This window comes from Geobacillus sp. FSL K6-3411, assembly GCF_037965715.1.
GTDB lineage: Bacteria > Bacillota > Bacilli > Bacillales > Anoxybacillaceae > Geobacillus > Geobacillus thermodenitrificans.
The window spans coordinates 3,265,648-3,288,495 of sequence record NZ_CP150187.1 but is presented as its reverse complement, the minus strand read 5'-3'; the positions used below and the strand labels follow the sequence as shown (position 1 = coordinate 3,288,495).

The following is a 22,848-nucleotide window of genomic DNA, read 5'->3' as shown; positions in this document are numbered from 1 at the left end:
CCGTCCCTGATGACAAAGAGACGGCCGTGATGTTATGGCGCCAGCGCGGCTCGATAAATGTCTTCGTACTTTTTCGCTGCTGATAAGTGGGAATATTCGTCTTCGATTTTCCGTCTCGCTGCTTGTGCCAGTTGTTGTCCAAACTCCGGATGATCGAGTAGTTCGATGATGGCTTGAGCGAGTTCATCCACATTTTTTTCCTCGACGAGTAGGCCGTCTTGCCGGTGGCTGACGATCTCTTTCAAGCCCCCGACCGCTGAAGCGATGAGCGGCGACCCTGATCCCATGGCTTCTAAGGCAGAAATGGATGTCGCCTCTTCCACTCCGGCGGAGTGGACGCTTGGAACAAGTACAATGTCCGAGAGGGCATAATACTCGGTCATCGTCTCATGCGGAATAGCGCCAAGCAACTTCGCCTTTTCGCTCAGCCCTTGCTGTTCGATGAGCGACTTCAGCTCCTCGTACGCTTCGCCCATTCCGGCATAAATGAGCATGGCGTTTGGGTATTTTTCCAATACGTGTGGCAAGGCAATCGCTGGATAAATGACCCCGTTTTTTTTCGTCAGCCGTCTTGGCACAAAAATGACAGCCGCGTCTTCAGGCAACCCGTGTTTTTTCCGGTAGGCGAGTCGATTCGATTTCTCTGGTTTGAATCGATCCACATCGATAAAGTTGCGAATGGCGGTCGCTTCCACTCCGGCTTTTTCCCGCACATACTTTTTAATGCGTTGGTCAACGGTAATAATTTTCCGCGTTTTCGTATACGCCTCGATTTCTTTCTCCAATAAGTGCTGCGCCTGTTCGCTTCCCTCCACCACTGCACCTCGGCTGATGGCTTCGTACGTCATGTAGCCGTGCACGGTCGTCACCGTCGGGATGCCAGATGGCAGTGCAGCCAACGTCGCAAACACTTCTTGGGCATTGATCACATCATATCGCTCGTTAGCGGCTTTGTCGGCGATGAGACGGGAAAGAAGCCGCTGTCTCACTGCATGGCTCCAAATAATGCCCGTTCCTTTTGACACTTTATTCAGCAAAAAGCTTGGTCCCTTAGCCAGCACCATTTGCTTGGCTGGGGGAACATCGCTGAATGAAACGATGTCTACACGATGCCCCCGTGCCTCAAGCCCAGCTTTCAATGTGGTTACATGGGTGGATAACCCTCCGGCATGCGGATAGTCAAAGACAGTTGCTAGCAAAATATTCATCGGCGATCTTCTCCTTGCGGGAAAAATTTTTCTTTCAACAGCCGAATGTTTTCCATGGCCTCCTGACGCATTTGCTTGGCGTTGTTTTGAACAACCGCACTGACGGCTTCACGCTCAGCGAGCATATACCGGGCGTTGTTCACGAGCCGATCAACGTCGATCTCCTCCAGACGGAACGAATAGTCCCACATGCCGGACCGCTTCAGCAAACTCTCCACTTTCGGGTCATAACTGAGACCGATATGCGGGACGCCTGTCAAGGCCGAAAAAATGAGCGAATGCAAACGCATGCCGATCGTCAAACGGCAACGGCTAATAAAATGTAAATATTGGTTCGGTGTAAAATCTGGGCCGAGAATATGACAAGCGGACCGATGATTCATTTGTTCGACGACTCGCTCAGATGCACGCACATCATGATGTCCTTCCATCGGCACGAAGACCGGCGTAATGCCCTCGAGTTCGATCAACTGATCGAGCGCGCGGGCGATTTTTCCATAATAGTCGCGTTGATCAAGCCACGGACGCACCGATACGGCGACGAGCTGTTCATCGCCACGAAGCGGAAGGCTTTCAAGGCAAGCATTATCTTCCTTATGATGAAAAGCAAAGACAATATCAGCGGTGACGACCGTCTCTGGTCTTGTCACGCCTAGCTCGTGAAGCAACTGTTTCGAATACGCATCGCGGACAGTAATAAAATCAGCCATATTGGCAAACACTTTCATTAAAATCTTTCCCCACGTCGTGTTGACCGGTCCGATCCCTTGCGAGAAAAACATGACTTTCGTCCCGCACAACTTCGCTAAAAACACAATTAATAAATAATAAGGAAGCGGACCGAACAAAAAGCGTGTTGGATACGTATCTTGAAGCAGCCCTCCACCGCCGCTGATTAATAAATCGGCTTCGCGCAGCGCCCGAATTTTTCCTTTATTATCATGGCGCCATCCACGGTATACGCTTTTCACCCCATGCGCTTTCGCTGTTTGTTCGGGAGACAGGGAAAACACAGTAATATCCGGGTTCGGCAATTCGGCTCGAAGATTGTCGATAATCGCTTCTAAAATGGCTTCATCTCCCGTATTGCCAAGTCCATAAAAGCCAGAGATGACAATTTTCAACGACATAACTCCTCCTCTTAAACGAACATCGTTCCACAAAAATCAACCTTAATTGTAGCATTTGCCTATTATAGATTCAATGATGCAAAATGGATGATGGTTTGTTATACTATAACGTGATTGGTCGAAAAAGCTCGAAAAAAGGTAATTCTAGTTTACAAAAAGAGAGGTTTTCACGATGAAAAAAGTGTGTGTCGTCGGGCTAGGTTATATTGGACTTCCGACGTCAGCAATATTTGCCGCTGCTGGATTTGACGTTGTCGGCGTGGATGTGAGCGAAACCGTCGTTGCAACGATCAACAGCGGCAACATTCATATTGAAGAAACAGGATTAGCCGAACTTGTCAACCGGGTCGTCAAAGAAGGGAAATTCCGGGCGCAGCTCGCTCCGGAAGAGGCAGATGTGTTCATCATTGCCGTTCCGACACCGATTCATGACGATTATACTGCCAACATCGACTACGTTATTGAAGCGACGAAATCGGTAGCGCCATATTTGCGGAAAGGAAACGTCGTCATCGTTGAATCGACGATTCCACCACGCACGATGGACGATGTCGTCGCACCGATCATTCGCGAGCACGGTTTTGACCCGGAGCAAGATGTGTATTTGGCTCATTGCCCAGAACGTGTCTTGCCGGGCCGCATTTTAATTGAACTCGTCGAGAACACAAGAATCGTCGGCGGTGTCACGAAAGAGGCAGCAAAACAAGCAGCCGACGTCTACCGGGCGATCGTCAAAGGCGAAGTGATTGAGACGGAAGCTGTGACTGCTGAAATGGCGAAATTAATGGAAAATACGTTCCGTGATGTCAACATCGCTTTAGCAAATGAACTCGTAAAAATCGCGCAACGTGTCGGCGTCAATGCTCATAAAGTCATCGAGCTTGCCAATAAACACCCGCGCGTCAATATTCATTTGCCAGGCCCTGGTGTCGGTGGGCATTGCTTGGCCGTTGATCCGTACTTTATCGTCGAAAAGGCGAAAGAAGAGTCGCAGCTCATCCAAACGGCGCGCCGCATTAATAACTCGATGCCACACTTTGTCGTCGAGCAAGTGAAACGCATGACGGCGGAACTCGAAGCGCCGGTCATCGCCGTCTTCGGCTTAACGTACAAAGGCAATACGGACGATGTGCGCGAGAGCCCGGCCATTGAAATCTACGAAGAGCTGCGGCGGAACGAGCGGTTTGACGTCCGTGCTTACGACCCGCACGTTAAGCCGTCGCAAGTGCCGTTTCCGCTTTCTACGAAAGAGGAAGCACTCGATGGGGCACATCTTGTCGTTGTCTTAGCTGACCATAACGAATTCAAAACACTAACAGCCGAGGAATTGGCGTCGATGAAAACCAAGGTCATCTTCGATACGAAAAATTGCATCGGTCTTGACGATGAAGACGTGACGGTATATCAAATCGGCCATTTATCGGTCGTCCAAGCTATTCAAGAACAACCACCGGAGAGAGTATGATCAGCTATGGAAAAAGAGCAATATTTAGGGGTGTACGTCTCCACCTTAACGTATGACGACATTCTTGCTGATATCGAAAAGCGGATGGAAGCCGGCCAAAAATCGACGATTATTGCCGTCAACCCGGAAAAAGTGATCGCTGCAGGCAAAAATGATGAACTAAAACAGCTCATTAACACGGCGACGTACCAGATTCCGGACGGCATCGGTGTCGTGTTGGCTTCGAAGTTAAAAGGCGGGCATCTCGCATCAAGGGTGACGGGCATCGACTTGATGGAGCGGCTCATCGCTCGGGCAGCGGAAAAAGGATATCGCGTCTTTTTGTATGGTGCCAAAGAAGAGGTCGTGAAAAAAGCGAAAGAAAACCTCGAAGCGAAATACCCTCGTCTTTGCATTGCTGGTTACATGAACGGGTATGTGAACGATGATGAAGCGGTTGTTCAAGCCATTAATGAGGCAAACGCCGATATACTGTTTGTCGCTCTTGGCAGCCCGAGACAAGAGCTATGGATCCGAGCGCACATGGATCGGCTCAACGTGAAAGTGTTTCAAGGAGTCGGCGGGAGCTTTGACGTGTTTGCCGGACATGTCAAACGGGCGCCAAAATTGTTCCGAACGCTTGGCCTCGAATGGCTGTACCGGCTCGTCACCGATCCAAAACGGTTCAAACGGCAGCTCGCCTTGCCGAAATTTCTTTGGAAAGTACTGACCGAAAAACGCACAGCCGGCGAGTCCGGCTGCTAGGGAGAGATGACGGTGAACGTGTTGCACGTCATTAGCGGCGGGGAAACAGGAGGGTCACGCAAACATGTCGTCACCCTTTTATCGAAGTTTGCCCCGGGTACCGCGACACTCGTCGTGTTCCAAGATGGGCCGCTCGCTGCGGAGGCGCGTCAAGCGGGGATCGATGTGCGCCTTCTTGCCCAATCATCCCGCTATGATTTGTCCGTGCTATCGAAGCTTGTTGCGCTCATTCGTCGCGAACGTTTCGATATTTTGCATACACATGGGCCGCGCGCCAATTTGTACGGCGCGCTCATCAAACGGAAAATCGCCATCCCATGGATGACGACTGTCCATAGCGATCCGCGCCTCGATTTTATGAAATCAGGATGGAAAGGAAAATGGTTTACCCGCCTCAACGTGTGGGCACTTCAGAAGGTAGACTATTTTTTTGCCGTCTCGGAACGGTTTAAAGAAAGTTTGATGGAGCTCGGCATTGCCGCTGAACGAATTCAAACGATTTACAACGGCATCGACTTTGATGATGCCCCCCGTCCGCACATGTTGCAGCGCGCTGATCTCGGGCTTCGGGAAGACGATTTGGTGATTGCCATGGTCGCCCGCCTTCACCCGATTAAAGGACATGCCCTCGTCTTTGAAGCCCTCGCCTCGCTTTCCGATCCCGATATGAAGCTGCTTGTTGTTGGCGATGGCCCGCTGGCATCCGAATTGCGTGAAAAAGCAACGCAAAGCGGCATCGGGCGTCAAGTGCAGTTTCTCGGGTTTCGCCGCGATGTGGCGGACATTTACGCGCTGTCTGATGTGGCCTTAATGGCTTCTTATAGCGAAAGCTTTCCGCTCGCCTTGCTTGAGGCGGCCAATGAACGTTTGCCGGTGATCTCCACCGATGTCGGCGGAGTAAGCCAACTCATCGCCTCTAGCGACATGGGGTGGATCGTCCCAGTTGGCGATCGCGCTGCGCTTGCTCAAGCTATGCGCGAAGCGCGCAGCCGAAGGCATGAGCTGAAAACGATGGGGAAACGGCTGTATGAACATGCCTCTACCCATTTTTCTTTACAGCGCTTATATGAAGAAACGATGGCCACGTACGAGCGCGTCTTGGCCATCTATCGAACTAGGAAAAAAGGAGTTTAAACGATGCGAGTTAGACAACCGTTCACATACTACGCCGTCTTATTGGCGCTTTTTCTCATTCCGCTCGTTTCGTACAAAATGTATATCGGCCCACTGCCGCTTTCCGCCGAAGTTGTGATGATTCCGCTCATCACGTTGGCAGCGCTAGTCGATTATAGGCAGAGACGAATCAAACTGAATGATTTTCCGGTGAGGCCGATCTTGTTGGCATTTATTGCCTTTTTGCTCATCGCTATCGTCTCGTTAGTGAAAGCGGCTAGCCTTGCTCCGGCCATCATGGAGCTTGCCCGCTATCTGTCGTATGTCGTTTTGTTTTTCATTGTCGTCAAAGTCCAATTTACCCGCGAGCAATACGTGCGCTTTGCCCAATCGTTCGGACTTTCTGCCCTGCTTGTCGGCGTGTATGGGATCATCCAGTACATTTTCGACATTTCGCTTAACACAGCGGGACTATACGCCTTGAAAGAAGCGAAAGGGCGCGTTGACTCTACCCTTGTCAATCCGAACTATTACGCGTCGTTTCTCAATCTCGTCATTCCGGCGTTGCTTTTATTCGCCGTTGTCTATTGGCGTGACAAAAAAGTGCAATTGCTGACGTTTGCCGTATACGCCATTTATGTCATCAACCTTGTCTTGACCTACACGCGTGCTGCTTGGGTCTCTATGCTTGGTGGATTGGTGCTTGTTATTCTGCTCATGCCGAAAACGTTCTTCAAAAACGTCATCCGCCCACACATTCTCATATCGTTCGCGGTGCTTTTAACCATTGTGTATTTCATGCCAGATGTGCAATCACGTACTTACTCAGCAGTTTACGCGATGGAAAAAATCATTAGCCGTCACTTGCACAGTGACTCGACCAATCATGTCGATGGAAACAGCAGCGATGAAGACGGTGGATTTTTGGATGAAGAGCCTGATGATGAAGAAGCAACCCAAGACGAGGAGACGACCAACCGCGCTGTCGTTTCCCGCGTCACCCTTTGGAAGACAGGCTGGGTGATGATGAAAGAAAATCCGGTCATCGGTGTCGGCATCGGTAACTATTTAGTTCGCTATAAAGAGTATGTCACGAAATATCCGGAGCTGTATATTGGCCATGATCAATATTCCGTCCATAACTCGTACTTAAAAGTGGGGGCGGAAACCGGCTTCCTTGGCTTAATTGCTTTTGTTGCCATTTACGTTGTTTATTATGGGTACTTGCTTCGTCTTTACTTCGCGTCATCCGATCGCCTAGGTAAACTTATTACCGTCGCCTTAATCGCTGGCAGTGCTACTTTTATCGTGCAAAACTTATCGAACAACTTAATTTTCATCCCACAGTTGAATACGATCTTTTGGCTTATCTCGGGGCTGGCCATGGCGTTCGTCCATCAGGCCAGCGCCCGGTCGTCAAGAACGCAGGCATAAAGTCTGCGTATTTTTTTACTAAATACATTTACAATTTTTAGGTTTATTGTATAATAGTGTTTGTGACCTATATATTTCCTAATCGCCCAACATGATGAGAATTTTGTAAAAAACAGTTGAAAAATCCTATGTTTTTGATAGAATAGTAGTTGAGTTTGGGAGTTTTGGCCTTTGTGGGTTGTACGATAGAATTATTTTTTATCGTGCTAATATACATACTCATGTGGGTTGATATTCGTGGGTTAATCATCATCGCATGAGGCTGTGCTCCTGATCTCGTTAGCTAATCGAACGGCACAGGCATGCTAATTATCCTGATGCCTTCGATTCACTATAAAAATAAAAATATATGCAAAACGGGGAGGAAATCATTCATGGCTTATCAACCTAAGTCCTATCGCAAATTTGCTGCAACGACAGCAACAGCAGCCATGGTTGCATCTGCGGTAGCCCCTGTTGCTTCTTTAGCTGCAGGATTTACTGACGTTGCGCCGCAATACAAAGATGCGGTCGATTTCTTAGTATCGACAGGTGCAACAAACGGTAAAACAGAAACGCAATTCGGCGTTTACGAACAAATCACTCGCTTGGATGCAGCGGTGATCTTGGCGAAAGTATTGAAACTTGATGTAGACAACGCAAAAGACGCTGGTTTCACGGATGTACCGAAAGACCGTGCGAAATACGTCAACGCGTTGGTTGAAGCGGGCATCTTGAATGGGAAAAGCGAGGGCAAATTTGGTGCCTACGACAACCTGACTCGTGTCGAAATGGCGAAAATCATTGCCAACGCTTATAAATTAGAAAAACAAAACGACAACGCGCTTCCGTTCACGGACGTCAACGCAACGTGGGCTCCGTTCGTTAAAGCGCTCTATGACAACGGCGTAACGAGCGGTAAAACGGAAACAAGCTTCGGCGCGTACGAAAACATCACGCGCGGTGACTTTGCGCGCTTTGTATATCGCGCGGCAAACTTGAATGTTGATGTTGATCCGGAAGTTGTGTCGGTAAGTGCGATTAACACAAATCAAATTGAAATTAAATTTAACAAAGAGTTAGATGTCAAATCTGCTGAAAACTTAGGTAACTACTCTGTTAAAAAAGTTAACGATAGTGTGGAATTAGTTAAATCTGCTGGTAAAGCTGAGTTAAGCGAAGATAAAAAGACAGTTATCTTAACTTTAGATGCTAGCTATACTCCAACGCCTTTAAATCAAGAAACTCTGAATGTAGTTGTGGATAACATCTTAACTGCAGACGGAAAAGCAATTCCAAAAGAAACTCGAGAAGTAAAAGTATTTGACAACACGGTTCCTACAATTCTAGGAGTTAAACAAGTAGCTCCAGATCAATTTGATGTAGTATTTTCTGAACCTGTAACATCTACATCTAAATTAGCTCTAACTTCTGCATTGCGTATTAATAAAGGTGCTTACAGCTTTAATGTAGAAACTCGTGTCGAAAATCCTAAACTTTCTCCGAACGTAGTACGTATTATCACTTCTTCTAAACTTGCGGATGGCGATTATACGTTAAATGTAGGCACTGGCATTGTTGATTATGCTGGTTTTAAAGTAGCACCTCAAGATGTTGCATTTAAAGTACAAAAAGACACTACTGCTATTACAGCGACTGTTAAGAAAGTTGAAGGAAACAAAGTATTTGTTGAATTCAACAAACCAGTTTCTAACTTTAGTGATTCTAACGTAGAATACTATTTAGACTATGCTGGTAATAGTAGCTTTAAAGGAACTGCTACTGCAGATCCGGCAAACGAAAAAGGAATCATTGTTACTTTTGGTTCACCAGTAACACCGGGTTCTCATAAGCTAATAGTGAGCTATGTAAAAGCTGATGGAAAGCAAATTCAAGATGCTTATGAAAATAAATTTGCTGCTACTTCAATCGACTTTACAGTAAATGCTGATAATACTGCTCCAACAGTAACAAAAGTTGAATTCAACAAACAAACTGGAAAAATTGAAGTAACATTCAGCGAACCAGTAAAAGGTGCAGATGTACTTGATGCTTATGAATTAAAAGATGCTGATGGAAACAAAGTAAATATCTCTACAATTACAGTAAAACCAAATACAAATGGTTTAGTGTATGAGTTAACTCCTTCAAAAGCGCTTGAAGGTACTTATACATTAAAAGTGTTAGCAAATAAAATTACAGATTTAAGTGTAGAGCAAAACAAACTTGCAGAAACTACTTTATCTTTAGGAATCGCAGACATTACGCCTCCATCTTTAACATCTGTAACATTTGGTGGCGTTGGTGGTAAACAAGTATTTATTTCATTTAGCGAAGCGATGAGAACTTCTGGTGAAGGTTCTATCCTCGACAAATCTCTATATAAGTTAGCTGTTAACGGTGGTCCAAAACAAAAACTTTCCGATATTACAGGTGCTTCAATTGCACTAGGAAGTGACAATAAATCTGTTGTTATTACTTTACCTAATACGATTACATCTGTAACTGTAGATATTGGTCGCGTAGCTGATGCTGCTGGTAACTTCACAGACTTCCAATTAGCTACAAACTATGCAGGCACAGCTGACGGTGCGTTAACAGTATTAGCAGGTGGAACTTCTGGTGCTACATTAAAATCTGATATAATGCCTGCTTCTAAGCAATTAAACGTTATTTCTGATTCAAAAGTTGAGTTCTATGTAGATGGACACTTATCAGGCTTAGATGCTTCTAAGATTAAAATTCAAAATGCTACTGGAACAACCGACGTTGCTACAGCTACAGCTGCAACATATACTAACCAAGTTGTAACATTGAACGATGGTAGCAAAAAAGCAGTAGCAAAAGTAGTAGCTACATTTGCTCCTAATACATTCAATACAAATGGTACATTTGCTGTTGCTAGTGGTGCTCAATTAAAAGTACTTGCTCAAGGACTTACAACAATTCTTGGTACAGATTTAAGTACTCCTATCACTATAGCTGCTGCTAATTTTGCAGACAAAGCAAAACCTGTAATTGCTAAGTATGATCATGATGCTAATGCAGCTACTGATGCTGTTGCTAAAGTAGAAGCCTTAGATAATAGTGATTCAGATGGTTTAGTGGATACAATTGAAATTACATTTAGTGAAGATATGGCACCATTAACTGCATCAGGTGCTGCTGCCGCTTCATTATTTGAAGTGGAAGGTTACACTGTTAAAGCTGCGTCTATTGCTGCAGGAACACCAGATACAGCTGTTTTAACTGTAGAAGCAAAAGACCCTGCAACAGCTTCTCAAGCACCTAAAGTTACTGTCAAAGGTCTTGAAGATGTTGCTGGTAACGTAATTGAAACAACTACAGTTACTGCTGTAGATAAAGTAGCAGTTTTAGCTTCACCTACAGTAAGCGCAAAAACAATTCCTGCAGGTGGAAATATTGTTATTACATTCAGCGAACCATTAGCAGATGCATCTAAGACAGATGTAGAAAATGCAATTAAAGCTAACGTAACTGGAGTAGCAGCTTCTGATCTAACATTTACTTGGTCTGGTAAAACTTTAATTGTTAGAAATACAAATGCTTCTACAACAGCAACATTTACATCCGATGTTACAGTTTCTAACGTAAAAGATACTTCAGTTAATACAACTGCTACTGTAACAATCGACTTGAATTAATAATAGTGTGAAATATCTTGAAGAGTTCTGCAGAGAGAAATCTCTGCGGAGCTCTTCTTTTTTCAATATCTGTATCAAGTCTGATTTTCAATATATATTATGATTTTGAACGGAAAGTCATAGAAAGTCCCAAGTTTCCGAAAGGAATAGGGGTTGTATACCTGTTATGCCCTGAAGTTTGTTGAATGAACATTCGAAGAAGTCTTGTAGAGAGAAATCTCTGCAAGGCTTCTTTTTGTTTAGACGCAATTTTTTAAGTGGTGTAGTATAATAATGGAGTAAGATAATGAATAGGAGGCATAAGTAATGAAATTAAAGATATGGGTCAGTCTATTTCTAGTACTGCTGTTGGCAGTTGGTTGCTCAGCAAACGAAGAAAAGAAAGCGAATGAACCAAAGAAGGAAGTGACAACGGCAAAAGAAGAACAAACAAGTGAGCTAGTACAAAACAAAGAACTGACGAAGAAGGTGAAAGAAGAAGAAGGTGTGCTTGATGGGCAAGTGTACACGCAAGATGGCATGGCAGTAGGAACGCTGGTGTTAGATAAGAAAGTTAGTGATGCGGATGCAAAGAAATTAGCTGAAAAATATGCAAAAGAGCTAAAAGAAGAGTATAAAGATATGAAAGTAAACGTGCAAGCTGTTCGTGGTGGAAAGAACGTTGCTAATATAACGTTAGATTAAGGTTAATCAACGGAAAGGTCTCGCAGAGAGAACTCTCTGCGGGGCTTTTCTTTTGTCTTCCTTAAATAAAGAAAAAAGGGCAAGAATCCTTGTTCTTGCCCTTATCTTGAATAAACAGCTAATAAATCAGAAAGTAAAGCAACAACACAAAACTAAAGGTTTATACTAAAGTGTTAAAAGTAGACGTTCATAACCTTTAGATTAAAAAAAGTAGACGTTCGTAATCCTTTAGAAACTGATAAAACTCTTGGTTATCCATTTCTCTTATTTCCTGAATGCTATAACCTAACCAGTTTTCATCTTCTTTATCAATTGGATCATCGCTATATTCGACGTCTACTAATGATACGTTATTAAAACCGTATACTTTATAAATCGCATACACAAAATTATTTCTATTTAATAATTTTTGTTTTGTTTGTTCAATCACTTTTTCATCGCCAAGAAAAATACGATAATCTACCCCTGTTTCATTTTCAAAAATCTCGGTAATATGCTCTACACAATATTCTGTGATAAAGCCCAGCACCCGGAAGCAATAAAGCCCTTCGCCTTTCCAGTGAATTTCAAGCTCGATGTCCTCTAAATCTTCCTCATCATAGTCATATTTATTTTTCAGGAACTCAATGGCTTGATGCTTCAATTCTTCCAACGTGTTAACATAAAACTTTCCTTGTACACATTGTCTTCATTGACATTCATGATTTCATCGTATAAAGCAGCATAATCTTCTTTGGTTAGTGTCATATTTGTTGGTTTCCTCCTTTTGTTTTGATGTAACAATGTGCATTTTAGTTATTCAAAACATGTAGCCAAGGCTGAATGGATTTATTGCCTGAGCTATTTCAATTATTTTAAATAGTATACCTGCAGATCACGTCTATTCGAATAGGTTGTAAAAAACTTTTAGATTGATTTACTGATGTAGGGAAATCGTTAAGAGGGGTAACAGCGTTGGATAATGGGGATAGACCTCCGGCACAGTGAGGTGCTAAAGGAAAGCTCTGTTGAGGGTAATCTGAGGACTTTTCTTTTTCCTTTTCTTTGATTAAAAAGATAAAAAGAAAAAAGGCAAAGCGGCAATGGCTTTACCCTAAAATGGATGTATCTAGTCATCCGAGACTTTAATCAAGACTTCTTCTCTTTTCCGTTTTATCTCGTTTCCAAAAATACGGACCAGTGAAGAATAAGCACTTTTAGCTTGTTCGCTTTTAACTGCTCTTTCCAAGTATTTCACCATCTTTTCGCCGCTATCTTCGTTTTCTTGTGGGGATAATAGATCCATCTCCTTCTGATATCGAAGCAAGACGCGATGAATGAATTTGATCCTTTCTCTTTCTTTTTCTGCATCGATTAGTTCATATATATCCTTTGATTTATGAATATCCTCAAGCAGTTTCTCAAATTCTTTCGATTCCTCATCGTTTAAATAAATATACGGTAGTTGGCAGCGTCTATCTTTAGAAACAATGCGATCAAATTCTTCTGATGAAATATTCGTTATATCTAGAATTTCATCTCGGCTTAGACCGTGTTCGATTAATTTTCTAACGGTTGATACTAGAGGTATCGTGTGTTCTTCTTTTTCTTTTATTAACTGATTTAATTGTTCGACTAAATGCCCTTGTTGTTTTATAAGGTTGTTGAAGTCTTCGATGCATTGCTTGGTTTGGGCATTAATTCTTGGCAAAACATCCATTTGAATACACCTCTATACTTAATTTTATTAATGCTGCCGGATCGCTTGGTTGGTTTTATTATGTTTTTGCCACATCTATAATTATTTAATCATCTCATCCGGCAAATTGATAGTAGCGATCATCTGTTAAAGCCGATGATAAAATCCCCAATATAGCCGGAATAAAATTCCCCACTTACAATAGAACCATAGTGTCAACGAGAGGAGCTATGGTTCATGATTACGAGAGGGGAATTTTTTATGATCAAAGAGATGTATGAAAGGGGAATGAGTATTTCCGATATTGCGAGGGAATTGGGGATCGATCGGAAAACCGTCCGAAAATATATTCACTCCCCCAATCCTCCTTCCAAATCCAAGCGAAAACAAAGAAAAAGCAAGTTAGATCCATTTAAGCCGTATCTTCAAAAACGAATGTTAGAAGATGGGGTGTTTAATAGCGAAAAGTTGTTTTTTGAAATTCGACAACAGGGCTATACGGGAGGAAAGACGATTTTAAAAGACTATATGAAACCTTTCCGAGAGACGGCGAAAAAGAAATACACCGTTCGTTATGAAACGCTTCCTGGCGAACAAATGCAAGTCGATTGGAAAGAAGTTGGGGAGGTCGTGATCGAAGGGAAAAAAGTCAAGTTATCGCTATTTGTGGCCACGTTAGGCTATTCGCGGATGAAATACGCGGTATTTACGACCAGCCAGGATCAGGAACACTTAATGGAATGCCTGATTCAGAGCTTCAAGTACTTTGGCGGGGTTCCGAAGAAGGTGTTATTTGACAATATGAAGACCGTTACAGACGGGCGAGAACAAGGAGTGGTGAAATGGAATCAACGATTTTCCGAATTTGCGAGTTACTATGGATTTATTCCAAAAGTATGCCGGCCTTACCGGGCCCAGACAAAGGGAAAAGTCGAACGAGCCATTCAGTATATCATGGATCACTTCTATGTGGGGACAGCGTTTGAAAGCATCGAGGAATTAAATTTCCTTCTCCATCGTTGGCTCGATCAAGTGGCGAATCGGAAGCCAAACGCCACTACCGGTATTTCTCCGCAAGAGCGTTGGGCCGAGGAGTCACTCAAGCCTCTTCCGTTGAAAGATTACGATACGAGCTATCTTTCCTATCGGAAGGTGCATTGGGATGGCAGTTTCTCTTACAAAGGGGAACAATGGCTCTTATCGTCGGAGTATGCGGGCAAAGAAATTCTGGTGAAGGAGCGATTAAATGGAGATATTCGATTGTACTTTCGAGGGGAGGAGATTTCTCACGTGGACCAACAGAAAAAAGTGATTTCATTCGCCGAAAAAATAAAAAAGAAACAGACGGAAATGGCCGCCACCATTTCGCCTGTTTCGGTGGAAGTGGATACTCGTCCATTGTCCGTTTATGACGCATTCCTGCGAGGGGAAAGCTCATGAAAGAACGAATACACGAGTATTGCCACCGACTCCATTTGCCTGTCATGGCGGAACGATGGTCCGCCATGGCAGAATACGCAGCTACTCATAATATACCATATTCGGAGTTTTTATTCCGCTTATTAGAGGCAGAAATCGTCGAAAAACAGGAACGATCGATCCAAACGCTCATCAAGCTGTCCAAACTGCCATATCGCAAGACGATCGATACGTTTGATTTTAACGCACTTCCTTCCGTGGATGAGCGTCGGATTCGAGAGCTGCTTACCTTATCGTTTATTGATCGAAAGGAGAATATTCTTTTTCTCGGTCCGCCGGGGATTGGAAAGACGCATCTGGCTATTTCGATTGGAATGGAGGCGATCGCAAGAGGGTATAAAACGTATTTTATTACCGCCCATGATTTGGTCACTCAGTTAAGAAAAGCCGACCAGGAAGGAAAGCTGGAAAAAAAGCTTCGCATGTTTGTGAAGCCAACCATTCTCATTATTGATGAAATGGGGTACTTAAAATTGGACCCGAACAGCGCTCATTACTTATTTCAGGTCATCGCCCGTCGGTATGAACATGCCCCGATTATCCTCACTTCCAACAAAAGCTTTGGGGAATGGGGAGAAATCGTGGGAGATTCGGTTCTTGCGACAGCGATGTTAGATCGATTACTGCATCATTCTATTATTTTCAACCTAAAGGGGGAAAGCTATCGATTGCGGGAAAAAAGGCTCCAACAAGAAAAACAGAAGGATCAATGAGGTCCTTCTGGGGAATTTTAAACCGGCGATTTTGGGGAAAAAATAATCGGCCTTGACATCATCGCGCGAAGTGATTTGCCAAGTCTAATTCTTAATCATTTTCATTTTTAAATAATTTTATTAGATATATGCTCTAACTAAAACGAAAAGTTTTGTATCTATATTTGTAGTGAGAGTATTCTAAACAGAATATGGCTACGACAACAACGAATCCGCTGATGATGCTAAAGATCTTGCTTGATTTTTTTCTATTTATAGGATGTTCAGTGGAAGGATTTTCTAGACGTTATAGTGAATAATTGGAAAAGAGGGGGGAAACGGGTCAGGGAAGGGGGACAGAAAGCATTCTCTGTATCGAGTAAAAGAGATAGCGGAATTGTTGTCTGAATTTAGTGTCGAAACAGAAAAAGTCGATGGTTTCTTAGAAGTAGCAAACACTATGTGATGGGAACAGCAGAAAGCGGTGAAACGAATAAATCATGAGGTGATCTCACATGATCGATGGAGTGGAGTTAGAACGTATTTTTATTGAAAAGGATGTATATAAATTGAAATAAAGGTTTTCTCCCGTTCCACGGCGAATAAATACAAAGAGAAAATAGGGGAACGGAGAGAAAATATGATGCCAAATCACAAAGACGAGATCGAAAAGTTGTCCACTGCCATGAAAGAAGCAAAAAGTAAACGAGCATATGAACGCTACCAAGCGATTTATCTTCATTTGCAGGGATATACCAAAGGAGAAATCGCAACGATTATTGGTCGATCCAAGAAAACTATTTATAACTATATTCATGCCTACGCCCAGCGCGGTCTTGATGGACTGGAGATGAAATACTCACCTGGCGCCCCACGTCGATTGACCCCTGAGCAGGAAAAAGAGCTGGCTTTGATCATTGAACATCAGCTCCCCGTAGATGTGGGATTCGAAGCAAAATATAATTGGACGCTTGCGATAATCGCTGAACTCATTCAACAAAAGTGGGGGCCAACATACACGCTTCGCGGAACAAGTGACATTCTGCATCGGTTAGGGCTAAGCTATACGAAACCGACCTATACACTAGCCAATGCCGATGAAGAGAAACAAAAAGAATTCGTCGAAATCACCTTCCCTGAAGTAAAAAAAAACTGGTAGATGGGAACATCGCCCATGTCCTCTTTCAAGATGAGTCGATGATTCGTGATTACCAAGCGATTCAAAAAACATGGTTTGTCAAAGGAAAACAACGAATCATTCCGACGTTTGGAAAACATCAAGGGCTGAAGCTGATTGGCACGTTGAACTACGAAACAGGGGAAGTGTTTTGCATCGAAGAAGAATGCTATGACGCGGAAACATTTCTTCGATTTCTTCAACTTGTGTTAGAACGCTATCCCACAGGCAAAATAGTGATGATTTTAGATAACGCTCGAATTCACCATGCCAAACTCATTCAGCCATTTTTAAAAGAACACGAAGATCGGTTAGAGCTCGTCTTTTTGCCACCATACAGTCCGCAATTGAACTTGATTGAAGGGCTATGGAAATGGCTGAAATCAGACGTGATTTACAACGTGTTCTATTCGAGTGTGCAAGAAATTAGAAAGAATGTCCAAGCCTTTATTCAGCGAATCAACCAGAAACCAGAACAAACGATCGATCGTTTGTGTGTTCAGTTGTAAATCTTTAATTCAACTTATATAGTAAAGAAAACTTTGTATCAATTCATGGAAGTTAAGACCTCCTTTCATTCCTTCCCTTTCACATACTCTTCTCTTATTCTCTTAAAAAGACCTCTTTTATCGAAAGGAGAATGGTTTTTTGACTCGTTTGCCATTTGGAACGAGAAAACCAAGAGGTTAGAAGAAATTAAAGGTCTTTACTCTGATCCACTGTTAGACGAAATCAAGCTGCTAATTCTTAAAGGCATAGAAGAACAAAAGTAAATACATAAGAGATAGCCTTTTTATCGAAAAAATTTGGTTAAAATGGCGGAGGGTGAGGAGTACAATATTTAAAAGATTGCTATTTTGTACTTATTATTTGTTGAAGAAGAAAATATACAAAGAAGAGGCCTTTTGGGCCGCTATGGCATGGTTAAAAATCCATCGGTTGAATGTTATACAGAAGCAAGCATTCAAGCCGCTGGTTTTTTATTTTTATTCATATTAATTAAGAAAGCGGGGGTTCTAGAATGAAGAAATTTTATGTCATTCGATCAAAAAAAGAGATGGATGTAAAAGAGAAAATTATTAAAGCTTTCTCGCTTGAAGAGGCATGCGAAATTGTGAAAGAACAATATGTAGAGACACTGTTAGAAGGTGAAAAGCTCTACATTTTCCCTTTCGTCAATGGGTTGAGGTATGATGAGAATAATCGCGTTGTTTGGCCAGACGAAGGTGAAATGATAAGCATTGCTCGATTAGAGTAATGGGAAAACAAGTGGTATTACGTTATACAATCATTAATGCAGCGGGAATATCAATAAATAGGCGATTCACAAATAAAAAGGAGAGTATATGGAATATGGTGCAACTTGCTCTCCTGTTTTTCATTATCCATCCAATCTTAAGTAATCAATTTCTTTTGACACGAACTGGAGCAAGGTAATTTTTTATTCATGTCTAGGACACGTTGTCCTAGACATAATATCACGATTTTCTATCATTTTTGCACATCACTGTGCTTCATAAGATTCAAAAATAAGCCATATTCTTTTTGAAAGGCTACCTCGACTTTGCCTGTTTGGCCATTGCGGTTTTTCAAAACGTTCAGTTCAACGATGCTTGTACTGTTAGGATTGGATGGCTGATTGTAGTAATCGTCACGGTACAAGCTGATAATCATATCTGCATCTTGCTCGACACTTCCTGAATCACGAATATCAGACATCATTGGTCGTTTATCGGCACGTGACTCAACGCCGCGATTGAGTTGCGATAAGAGAACAACTGGGACATGGTATTCTTTTGCAATATTTTTTAATTGCTTTGTAATCTCTCCGATGGCCAAATCATGACGTTCAAAATGTCCTATCGGTTGAATGAGCTGCAAATAATCAATCACAATTAAATGTGGTTGATTAGGATATTGTTTCATCGACTGTCGTACAGTCGAGCGGATTTCTGTCACCGTTTGCGCTGGTCGGTCATTTAATACCCCGGTCCATTTGCCCATGATTCCGATGGCTTGTACAATCTTCTCATAATCCTCTTTCGAAAAGTTTTTATCGATCCAGCGTTTGCTGTTGACTCTTGCAACCGCCGATAACATGCGTTTTAACAGTTGTTCTTCTGACATTTCGAGTGAAAATAAGTCGACCACTCCGCCGTTTTTTAAATGGCTCATCGCAATATTGAGAGCAAATGCGGTTTTCCCCATGGACGGTCTTGCTGCTATAATAATCAAGTCACCTTTTTGAAAGCCGCCGATTAAACGATTCAAATCGGTTAATCCCGTATCAACTCCGATATCACCTTGTGGAGAAAGAAGATCTTCATAGATATCAAAGAGACCATCTTGAATGGTTCGAATGGAAGATGAGGATAATTCCTGTAAAGCCCCTAATTTTTGATATACTTCGTTGATCTTTTCCTCGGTTGGAGATAAAGCGAGCGACAAAGCAAGAGCCTGCGCTTTTCTTAATCTATATCCTTCCGTTAAGGTGTGAACGTAAAATGAGAAATTAGCCGTTGTAGGCACGGCGTCGGCTAAGCCATGTAAATAGGATACGCCCCCTACTTCTTCAATTTGATTCGTCTCCTGTAACTCAATGACAACCGTCATTATGTCGATGTTTTCATTTTTCTTTTGCAGTGCTTGCATCGCTTGATAAATCAATTGATGCTCCCGCTTGCCGAAGTACTCGGCAGGAAATGTGCAATCTTGGATTAAATCGCCTTCCTTTAGGATTGCTCCTAACACGGCTTGTTCTGCTTCTACATAGATTACGTTTGAGTCGTTCTGGTTCATATTTATTGAGTCCCCTGCCTTTTATCTAGTTTTAAATATGCTAGCAGGTGTTTTTCGTCATTCGAATACTTTGTAGAATTTTTTTACTCTTTGTTGCAAAAAATTTATTATGAATTACTTCAAGTTACTGGTTGTTTGTTTAGGGGGATATGAAGAATACTTTAGGAAACAATAGCCTGCTGGAAAACGAATGACGATTTTTAATGGTGCTGCACAAGATGAACAAAGTTTACCTTTATATACAAAAGTGAATCGGAATGAGAGAAGACGAGTACTCGATCAAGCAATAAAAAACGGACAAACAGCTAATGCTGTGTCCGTTTTCTGGGTTATAGCGGGAGTTTGTACATAGAAAGATGTTGAGATAAAAGTTCTAGGTGTGAAAGAAATTCTTGCGGCAAGTCATAATTTTTCCGCATGTAATCCGGTAAAAACGGTCGCTCATCCGTATAGAAGATAGCTTGACTAACCCCTGATGGTTTGTAAGATGTCTGTTGCTTTCGGTGAATGTCACCAAGATTATTTATAAAGTGATGGAACCCGCTGAAAATGGAAGCATCGTACTCATACGCTACTCTTACAAAGTAAACATGATACTTCGTTTGGGTAAAGGCAATCATATAATCTATGCTGGAATAATCCGTTGGCTGTTTAAATGTTTGTACGTCTTTATAATTTCCTTTTTGTATTAATGTTTTTTCTAGAAGGGTTTGAACTTTTCGGTTAAGCTGTGGTCGATAGGTTTCAAACCGAATAAAATGCTCCACTTTATTTAAAGGTAACATAAAGAGATTCACTTTTAGAGCGTAATCTCCCATCGTTTTTAAATAAGCCGCTAATACGTTTGTCCAGCGTCGGTTCATTCCGTATTGGTATTGTTTTTCATCTGTTACAAACACAATGGCGGTCGGAAGTTTTTCATTTATTTCTTCCGCATATTCAAAGTAATGACGGTAGTTCTCAAATTTTTGTATGAGTTGAGAATGACTTTCTGTAGCTCGGTCAATTTCAATGCAGTAGTGCCGATCATAAGGTAAAACTACTTCTGCGTCCGGTCGTATCTTTGCTTCTTTTCCGTTGTACTCGTATTCTTTTGAAGCGTACATCGACAAGCGATGATCCACTTGTTGATTCGACATTAAGCGCAAACGAACAAAAAAGTCAATGAGTATTAAGTGATGATGAATTTGCTCCATAGGCGGTTTATAAATACCATACTCTAAATCCGCTTGTGTATCTTCCTTATTCTCATTTGCTAAAATATAGCCCGTCCCTGTTTGCCCATCTTCAATGTTTAAAAGAGATTTTACTACTTCTAATCCCGATTGAGTTAAGTAATATAAAGAGCCCACATAATTATCTCCATCCAATTTCTTTGAAGTGACTAGTTTTTGATCCTTTAGCTTGCGCAAATAGTTGTGAACAGAAGACTTTTGTACCGCTGTAGGATTGTGAGATTTAAAATACATCTTGGCTAATTGCAAAGCAGTCATGCCGCGATAATAGAATAAAAATTTTAAAAGTTTTATGGAAGTCTCTGAAAGTTGGTAACCAAGAATTTTCGCCATCTCTATTCTCCTTTGCAAGTCAATTTTGAAACTATATTGTTGTGGTTCTTGTCAGAAATGCAGAAAATCAGTCATTGTGTTGCAAAGTCTTGAAATTAAAGGGGTTTTTTATGCTAAAGCACCATGAGTCTAGCTGTGAATTCACTTATGAATCATTCACTGCGTGATTCATGCGGTGAATCTTTAATGAATTTTTTAGTGAATGCTAACTAATAAAAAATAAAAAAACGGTCTGAGCGGCCGTTTTTGTTCTGTAGATGATTCGTTTATCTGTTTTGCTTTGGATTACTCTTGAAACAGTAGCAATGCTCACACGATGTTTGTGGATTATATATAAATTGTACTATTGAAACCATCATATTCGAACGAGTTCACTGAAGAAAATTTTTATAAAACATGTTCGAATACAAAAATGTCAAAAGTATAATGTTTGTACCTGTTGGTAAACCCAAATAAATTACAATAAATTGGAGTGAAAGGGTGGTGAACATGAAAACAGCTGGAGAAGTCGTCAAGTTTCTAAATGAGAATAAAGGTGTTACGGTATATGAGCTGAGCCAGTCTTTTGGTTTATCGAAAGCGGCACTAAGAAAACGTTTGATTTCTTTGGGTTACACGGAAAATAGCATGGGGGAATGGAAATACAATGGAAAACCCGAAGAAGAGCCAAAAGACGAAATTGTGTCTGGAAAGCGAATGAAAAGAAAAAGAACAAATGAAACAAAAGATATAGATGGGAACTGGGAATATAAAGAAAGTCCAGATTTATACGCAGCGCTGTTGGCATTGCCAATTGGTAGTAAGCTGGTAAGTAAGGCATTCAAGACCGATGAAGAGATTGCCGAACGGTTCAAACAGTTTTGTAAAACAGCGGGTGTTCAAATCGGAAAAATGCATTCACTTGCTTTATATGAATTTATAGAGAAATATGAGCCGATAGTTCAAAAAATGATCGAAGAAGGAAAAAAGAAGTAAAAATTTTTTATAGAAAAGTAGAAATATAGTTGACATTTGAAAAAGTAGTGTTAAAATGGTTTACGTAATTGAGGTGAATGCAATTTAATTGAATATAGGCGAAAAGGGAAAACCCCAAACTGACATGTATGCTGTATTTATGCCTTTTTGTGCATATGCAGTAATACGTGCAGTTTGGGGTTTTTTGCATTTGAAGGAGGTAGACAGTTATGGTGAGTTGTTAAACTCTCGTTTGCATAAGTTAAAAATAGGTATTATTATTTTAACTAAAGTTAATATTTTGTTTAAAAACAGTTAATGAGGTGGGGATATGACTACGGAAAACTTAAAGATTGCAGTTTTAAGAGAAGAATTTACCGTGTTAACAGATCACTATATTCAAGCGTTAGCACTAAATCAGTTTGTTTACTGGGAAAACCGTACAAAGGATGCAAAATTGTATCGAGAAGAAGAAAAGCAACGATTCAATAACGAAAATGAATCTAATGAAGAACTACCACAATACGGTTGGATTTATAAGACAGCGGAAGAATTAGCTAAAGAGATTTTATTAGACGTTCACCCTACGACAGTTCGGCGGCATTTGAAGGTTTTGGAGGAAAAAGGATATTTATTTAAACGAACAAATTCTTGGTACAAATGGGATAGAACTTATCAATATCGTGTGAATCTTGCTAAAGTCGTCAAAGATCTGAAACGACTAGGGTATCCAATCAAGGACTATGAATGGCTTACATCTGGCGAAGACGATAAGAAGCCTTTAGGTGACCAAGATAATAAAGAAAATGCAGGTTCGAGAATGCATGATGATGGTTTGAAAGTGTTTCATGCAGAAGCAATACCAGAGATTACTTCACAGATTACTTCAAATCAAAAAGATGAAGAGGCATCCTGCTCTTTAAATCATGAAGTTATTGAAGAATCCGTAAATGTGATTCTGAAACATTTCAAAGAGCTTAGCGATAAAAAATATGTTTCAAATGCAGATAAAGAGTGTATACGCAACGTCGCAGAGCAAGGTTTGTAACCGTCAAGTAAAATTGAACACTTTTTGCTCA

18 protein-coding genes are annotated in these 22,848 nt (G+C 41.7%); 12 read left to right on the top strand and 6 right to left on the bottom strand.

Translation table 11 applies throughout. The annotated features are described in order from the left end of the window. Positions 1-32 precede the first annotated feature (32 nt). Positions 33-1,208 carry a glycosyltransferase family 4 protein gene (locus NSQ22_RS16855; protein WP_011888240.1) on the bottom strand — a complete coding sequence of 392 codons (1,176 nt, stop codon included), beginning with the start codon at positions 1,206-1,208 and terminating at the stop codon, positions 33-35. Beyond that, entirely contained in the window at positions 1,205-2,332 is a 1,128-nt protein-coding gene (gene csaB / locus NSQ22_RS16850; protein ID WP_035498472.1) for a polysaccharide pyruvyl transferase CsaB, read from the bottom strand. The genes NSQ22_RS16855 and csaB overlap by 4 nt, the downstream gene beginning before the upstream one ends. A gap of 178 nt (positions 2,333-2,510) precedes the next feature. Here csaB and NSQ22_RS16845 point away from each other — a divergent pair, with 178 nt between their 5' ends. The 6 genes from NSQ22_RS16845 to NSQ22_RS16820 all read left to right on the top strand — a co-directional run bounded on the left by NSQ22_RS16845 (position 2,511) and on the right by NSQ22_RS16820 (position 11,422). Then, positions 2,511-3,803: a nucleotide sugar dehydrogenase gene (locus NSQ22_RS16845; protein ID WP_029761374.1), complete on the top strand. Its 1,293-nt coding sequence runs from the start codon at positions 2,511-2,513 to the stop codon at positions 3,801-3,803. Between the two features lie 6 nt (positions 3,804-3,809). Then, entirely contained in the window at positions 3,810-4,547 is a 738-nt protein-coding gene (locus NSQ22_RS16840) for a WecB/TagA/CpsF family glycosyltransferase (protein WP_011888237.1), read from the top strand. A gap of 12 nt (positions 4,548-4,559) precedes the next feature. Continuing rightward, positions 4,560-5,681, top strand: coding sequence for a glycosyltransferase family 4 protein (locus NSQ22_RS16835; protein WP_029761373.1), 1,122 nt, complete (start codon positions 4,560-4,562; stop codon positions 5,679-5,681). Between the two features lie 3 nt (positions 5,682-5,684). Continuing rightward, positions 5,685-7,094, top strand: a complete 1,410-nt coding sequence (locus tag NSQ22_RS16830; protein WP_081157576.1) for an O-antigen ligase family protein — start codon at positions 5,685-5,687, stop codon at positions 7,092-7,094. A gap of 374 nt (positions 7,095-7,468) precedes the next feature. Then, the gene (locus NSQ22_RS16825) at positions 7,469-10,738 is read left to right on the top strand and encodes an S-layer homology domain-containing protein (protein ID WP_339263913.1); all 3,270 of its coding nucleotides are present in this window, start codon (positions 7,469-7,471) and stop codon (positions 10,736-10,738) included. A 306-nt stretch (positions 10,739-11,044) separates the two neighbouring features. Next, on the top strand, positions 11,045-11,422 hold the full coding sequence (locus NSQ22_RS16820) for a hypothetical protein (protein ID WP_339263911.1): 378 nt from the start codon (positions 11,045-11,047) through the stop codon (positions 11,420-11,422). Positions 11,423-11,618: 196 nt separating this feature from the next. On the opposite strand, the gene NSQ22_RS16815 is transcribed toward NSQ22_RS16820, so the two are convergent. Both NSQ22_RS16815 and NSQ22_RS16810 read right to left on the bottom strand, forming a co-directional pair. Beyond that, positions 11,619-12,074, bottom strand: coding sequence for a hypothetical protein (locus tag NSQ22_RS16815; RefSeq protein WP_339263909.1), 456 nt, complete (start codon positions 12,072-12,074; stop codon positions 11,619-11,621). Between the two features lie 456 nt (positions 12,075-12,530). Then, entirely contained in the window at positions 12,531-13,121 is a 591-nt protein-coding gene (locus tag NSQ22_RS16810; RefSeq protein ID WP_339263908.1) for a hypothetical protein, read from the bottom strand. 216 nt (positions 13,122-13,337) lie between these two features. Between NSQ22_RS16810 and istA the strand changes: the two genes are divergently transcribed. From istA to NSQ22_RS16790, 4 genes are all read left to right on the top strand, one after another. Further along, positions 13,338-14,540 carry an IS21-like element IS5376 family transposase gene (istA, locus tag NSQ22_RS16805; RefSeq protein WP_014195836.1) on the top strand — a complete coding sequence of 401 codons (1,203 nt, stop codon included), beginning with the start codon at positions 13,338-13,340 and terminating at the stop codon, positions 14,538-14,540. After that, entirely contained in the window at positions 14,537-15,292 is a 756-nt protein-coding gene (gene istB / locus NSQ22_RS16800) for an IS21-like element IS5376 family helper ATPase IstB (protein WP_014195837.1), read from the top strand. Before istA ends, istB begins: the two co-directional genes overlap by 4 nt. Positions 15,293-15,911: 619 nt before the next feature. Further along, positions 15,912-16,957 (top strand): IS630-like element ISBs2 family transposase gene (locus tag NSQ22_RS16795; RefSeq protein WP_076611651.1). Its coding sequence is split into 2 segments (ribosomal slippage): positions 15,912-16,415 and positions 16,418-16,957, totalling 1,044 coding nucleotides; the frame shifts between segments, so codons are not numbered across the junction. Positions 16,958-17,469: 512 nt separating this feature from the next. Further along, a complete protein-coding gene (locus NSQ22_RS16790; protein ID WP_339263907.1) occupies positions 17,470-17,706 on the top strand; it encodes a hypothetical protein in 237 nt (78 codons plus the stop codon). Positions 17,707-17,939: 233 nt separating this feature from the next. On the opposite strand, the gene dnaB is transcribed toward NSQ22_RS16790, so the two are convergent. Next, positions 17,940-19,247, bottom strand: coding sequence for a replicative DNA helicase (gene dnaB / locus NSQ22_RS16785; RefSeq protein ID WP_339263906.1), 1,308 nt, complete (start codon positions 19,245-19,247; stop codon positions 17,940-17,942). Between the two features lie 329 nt (positions 19,248-19,576). Continuing rightward, complete coding sequence (locus NSQ22_RS16780) at positions 19,577-20,815, bottom strand: replication-relaxation family protein (RefSeq protein WP_099233147.1); 1,239 nt, start codon at positions 20,813-20,815, stop codon at positions 19,577-19,579. 489 nt (positions 20,816-21,304) lie between these two features. On the opposite strand from NSQ22_RS16780, the gene NSQ22_RS16775 reads away from it, so the two are divergent. Together NSQ22_RS16775 and NSQ22_RS16770 are read left to right on the top strand one after the other, a co-directional pair. After that, positions 21,305-21,790, top strand: coding sequence for a hypothetical protein (locus NSQ22_RS16775; RefSeq protein WP_339263905.1), 486 nt, complete (start codon positions 21,305-21,307; stop codon positions 21,788-21,790). A gap of 310 nt (positions 21,791-22,100) precedes the next feature. Further along, positions 22,101-22,817 (top strand): hypothetical protein, encoded by a 717-nt coding sequence (locus tag NSQ22_RS16770; protein WP_339263903.1) that lies wholly within the window; start codon positions 22,101-22,103, stop codon positions 22,815-22,817. Positions 22,818-22,848 lie beyond the last annotated feature (31 nt).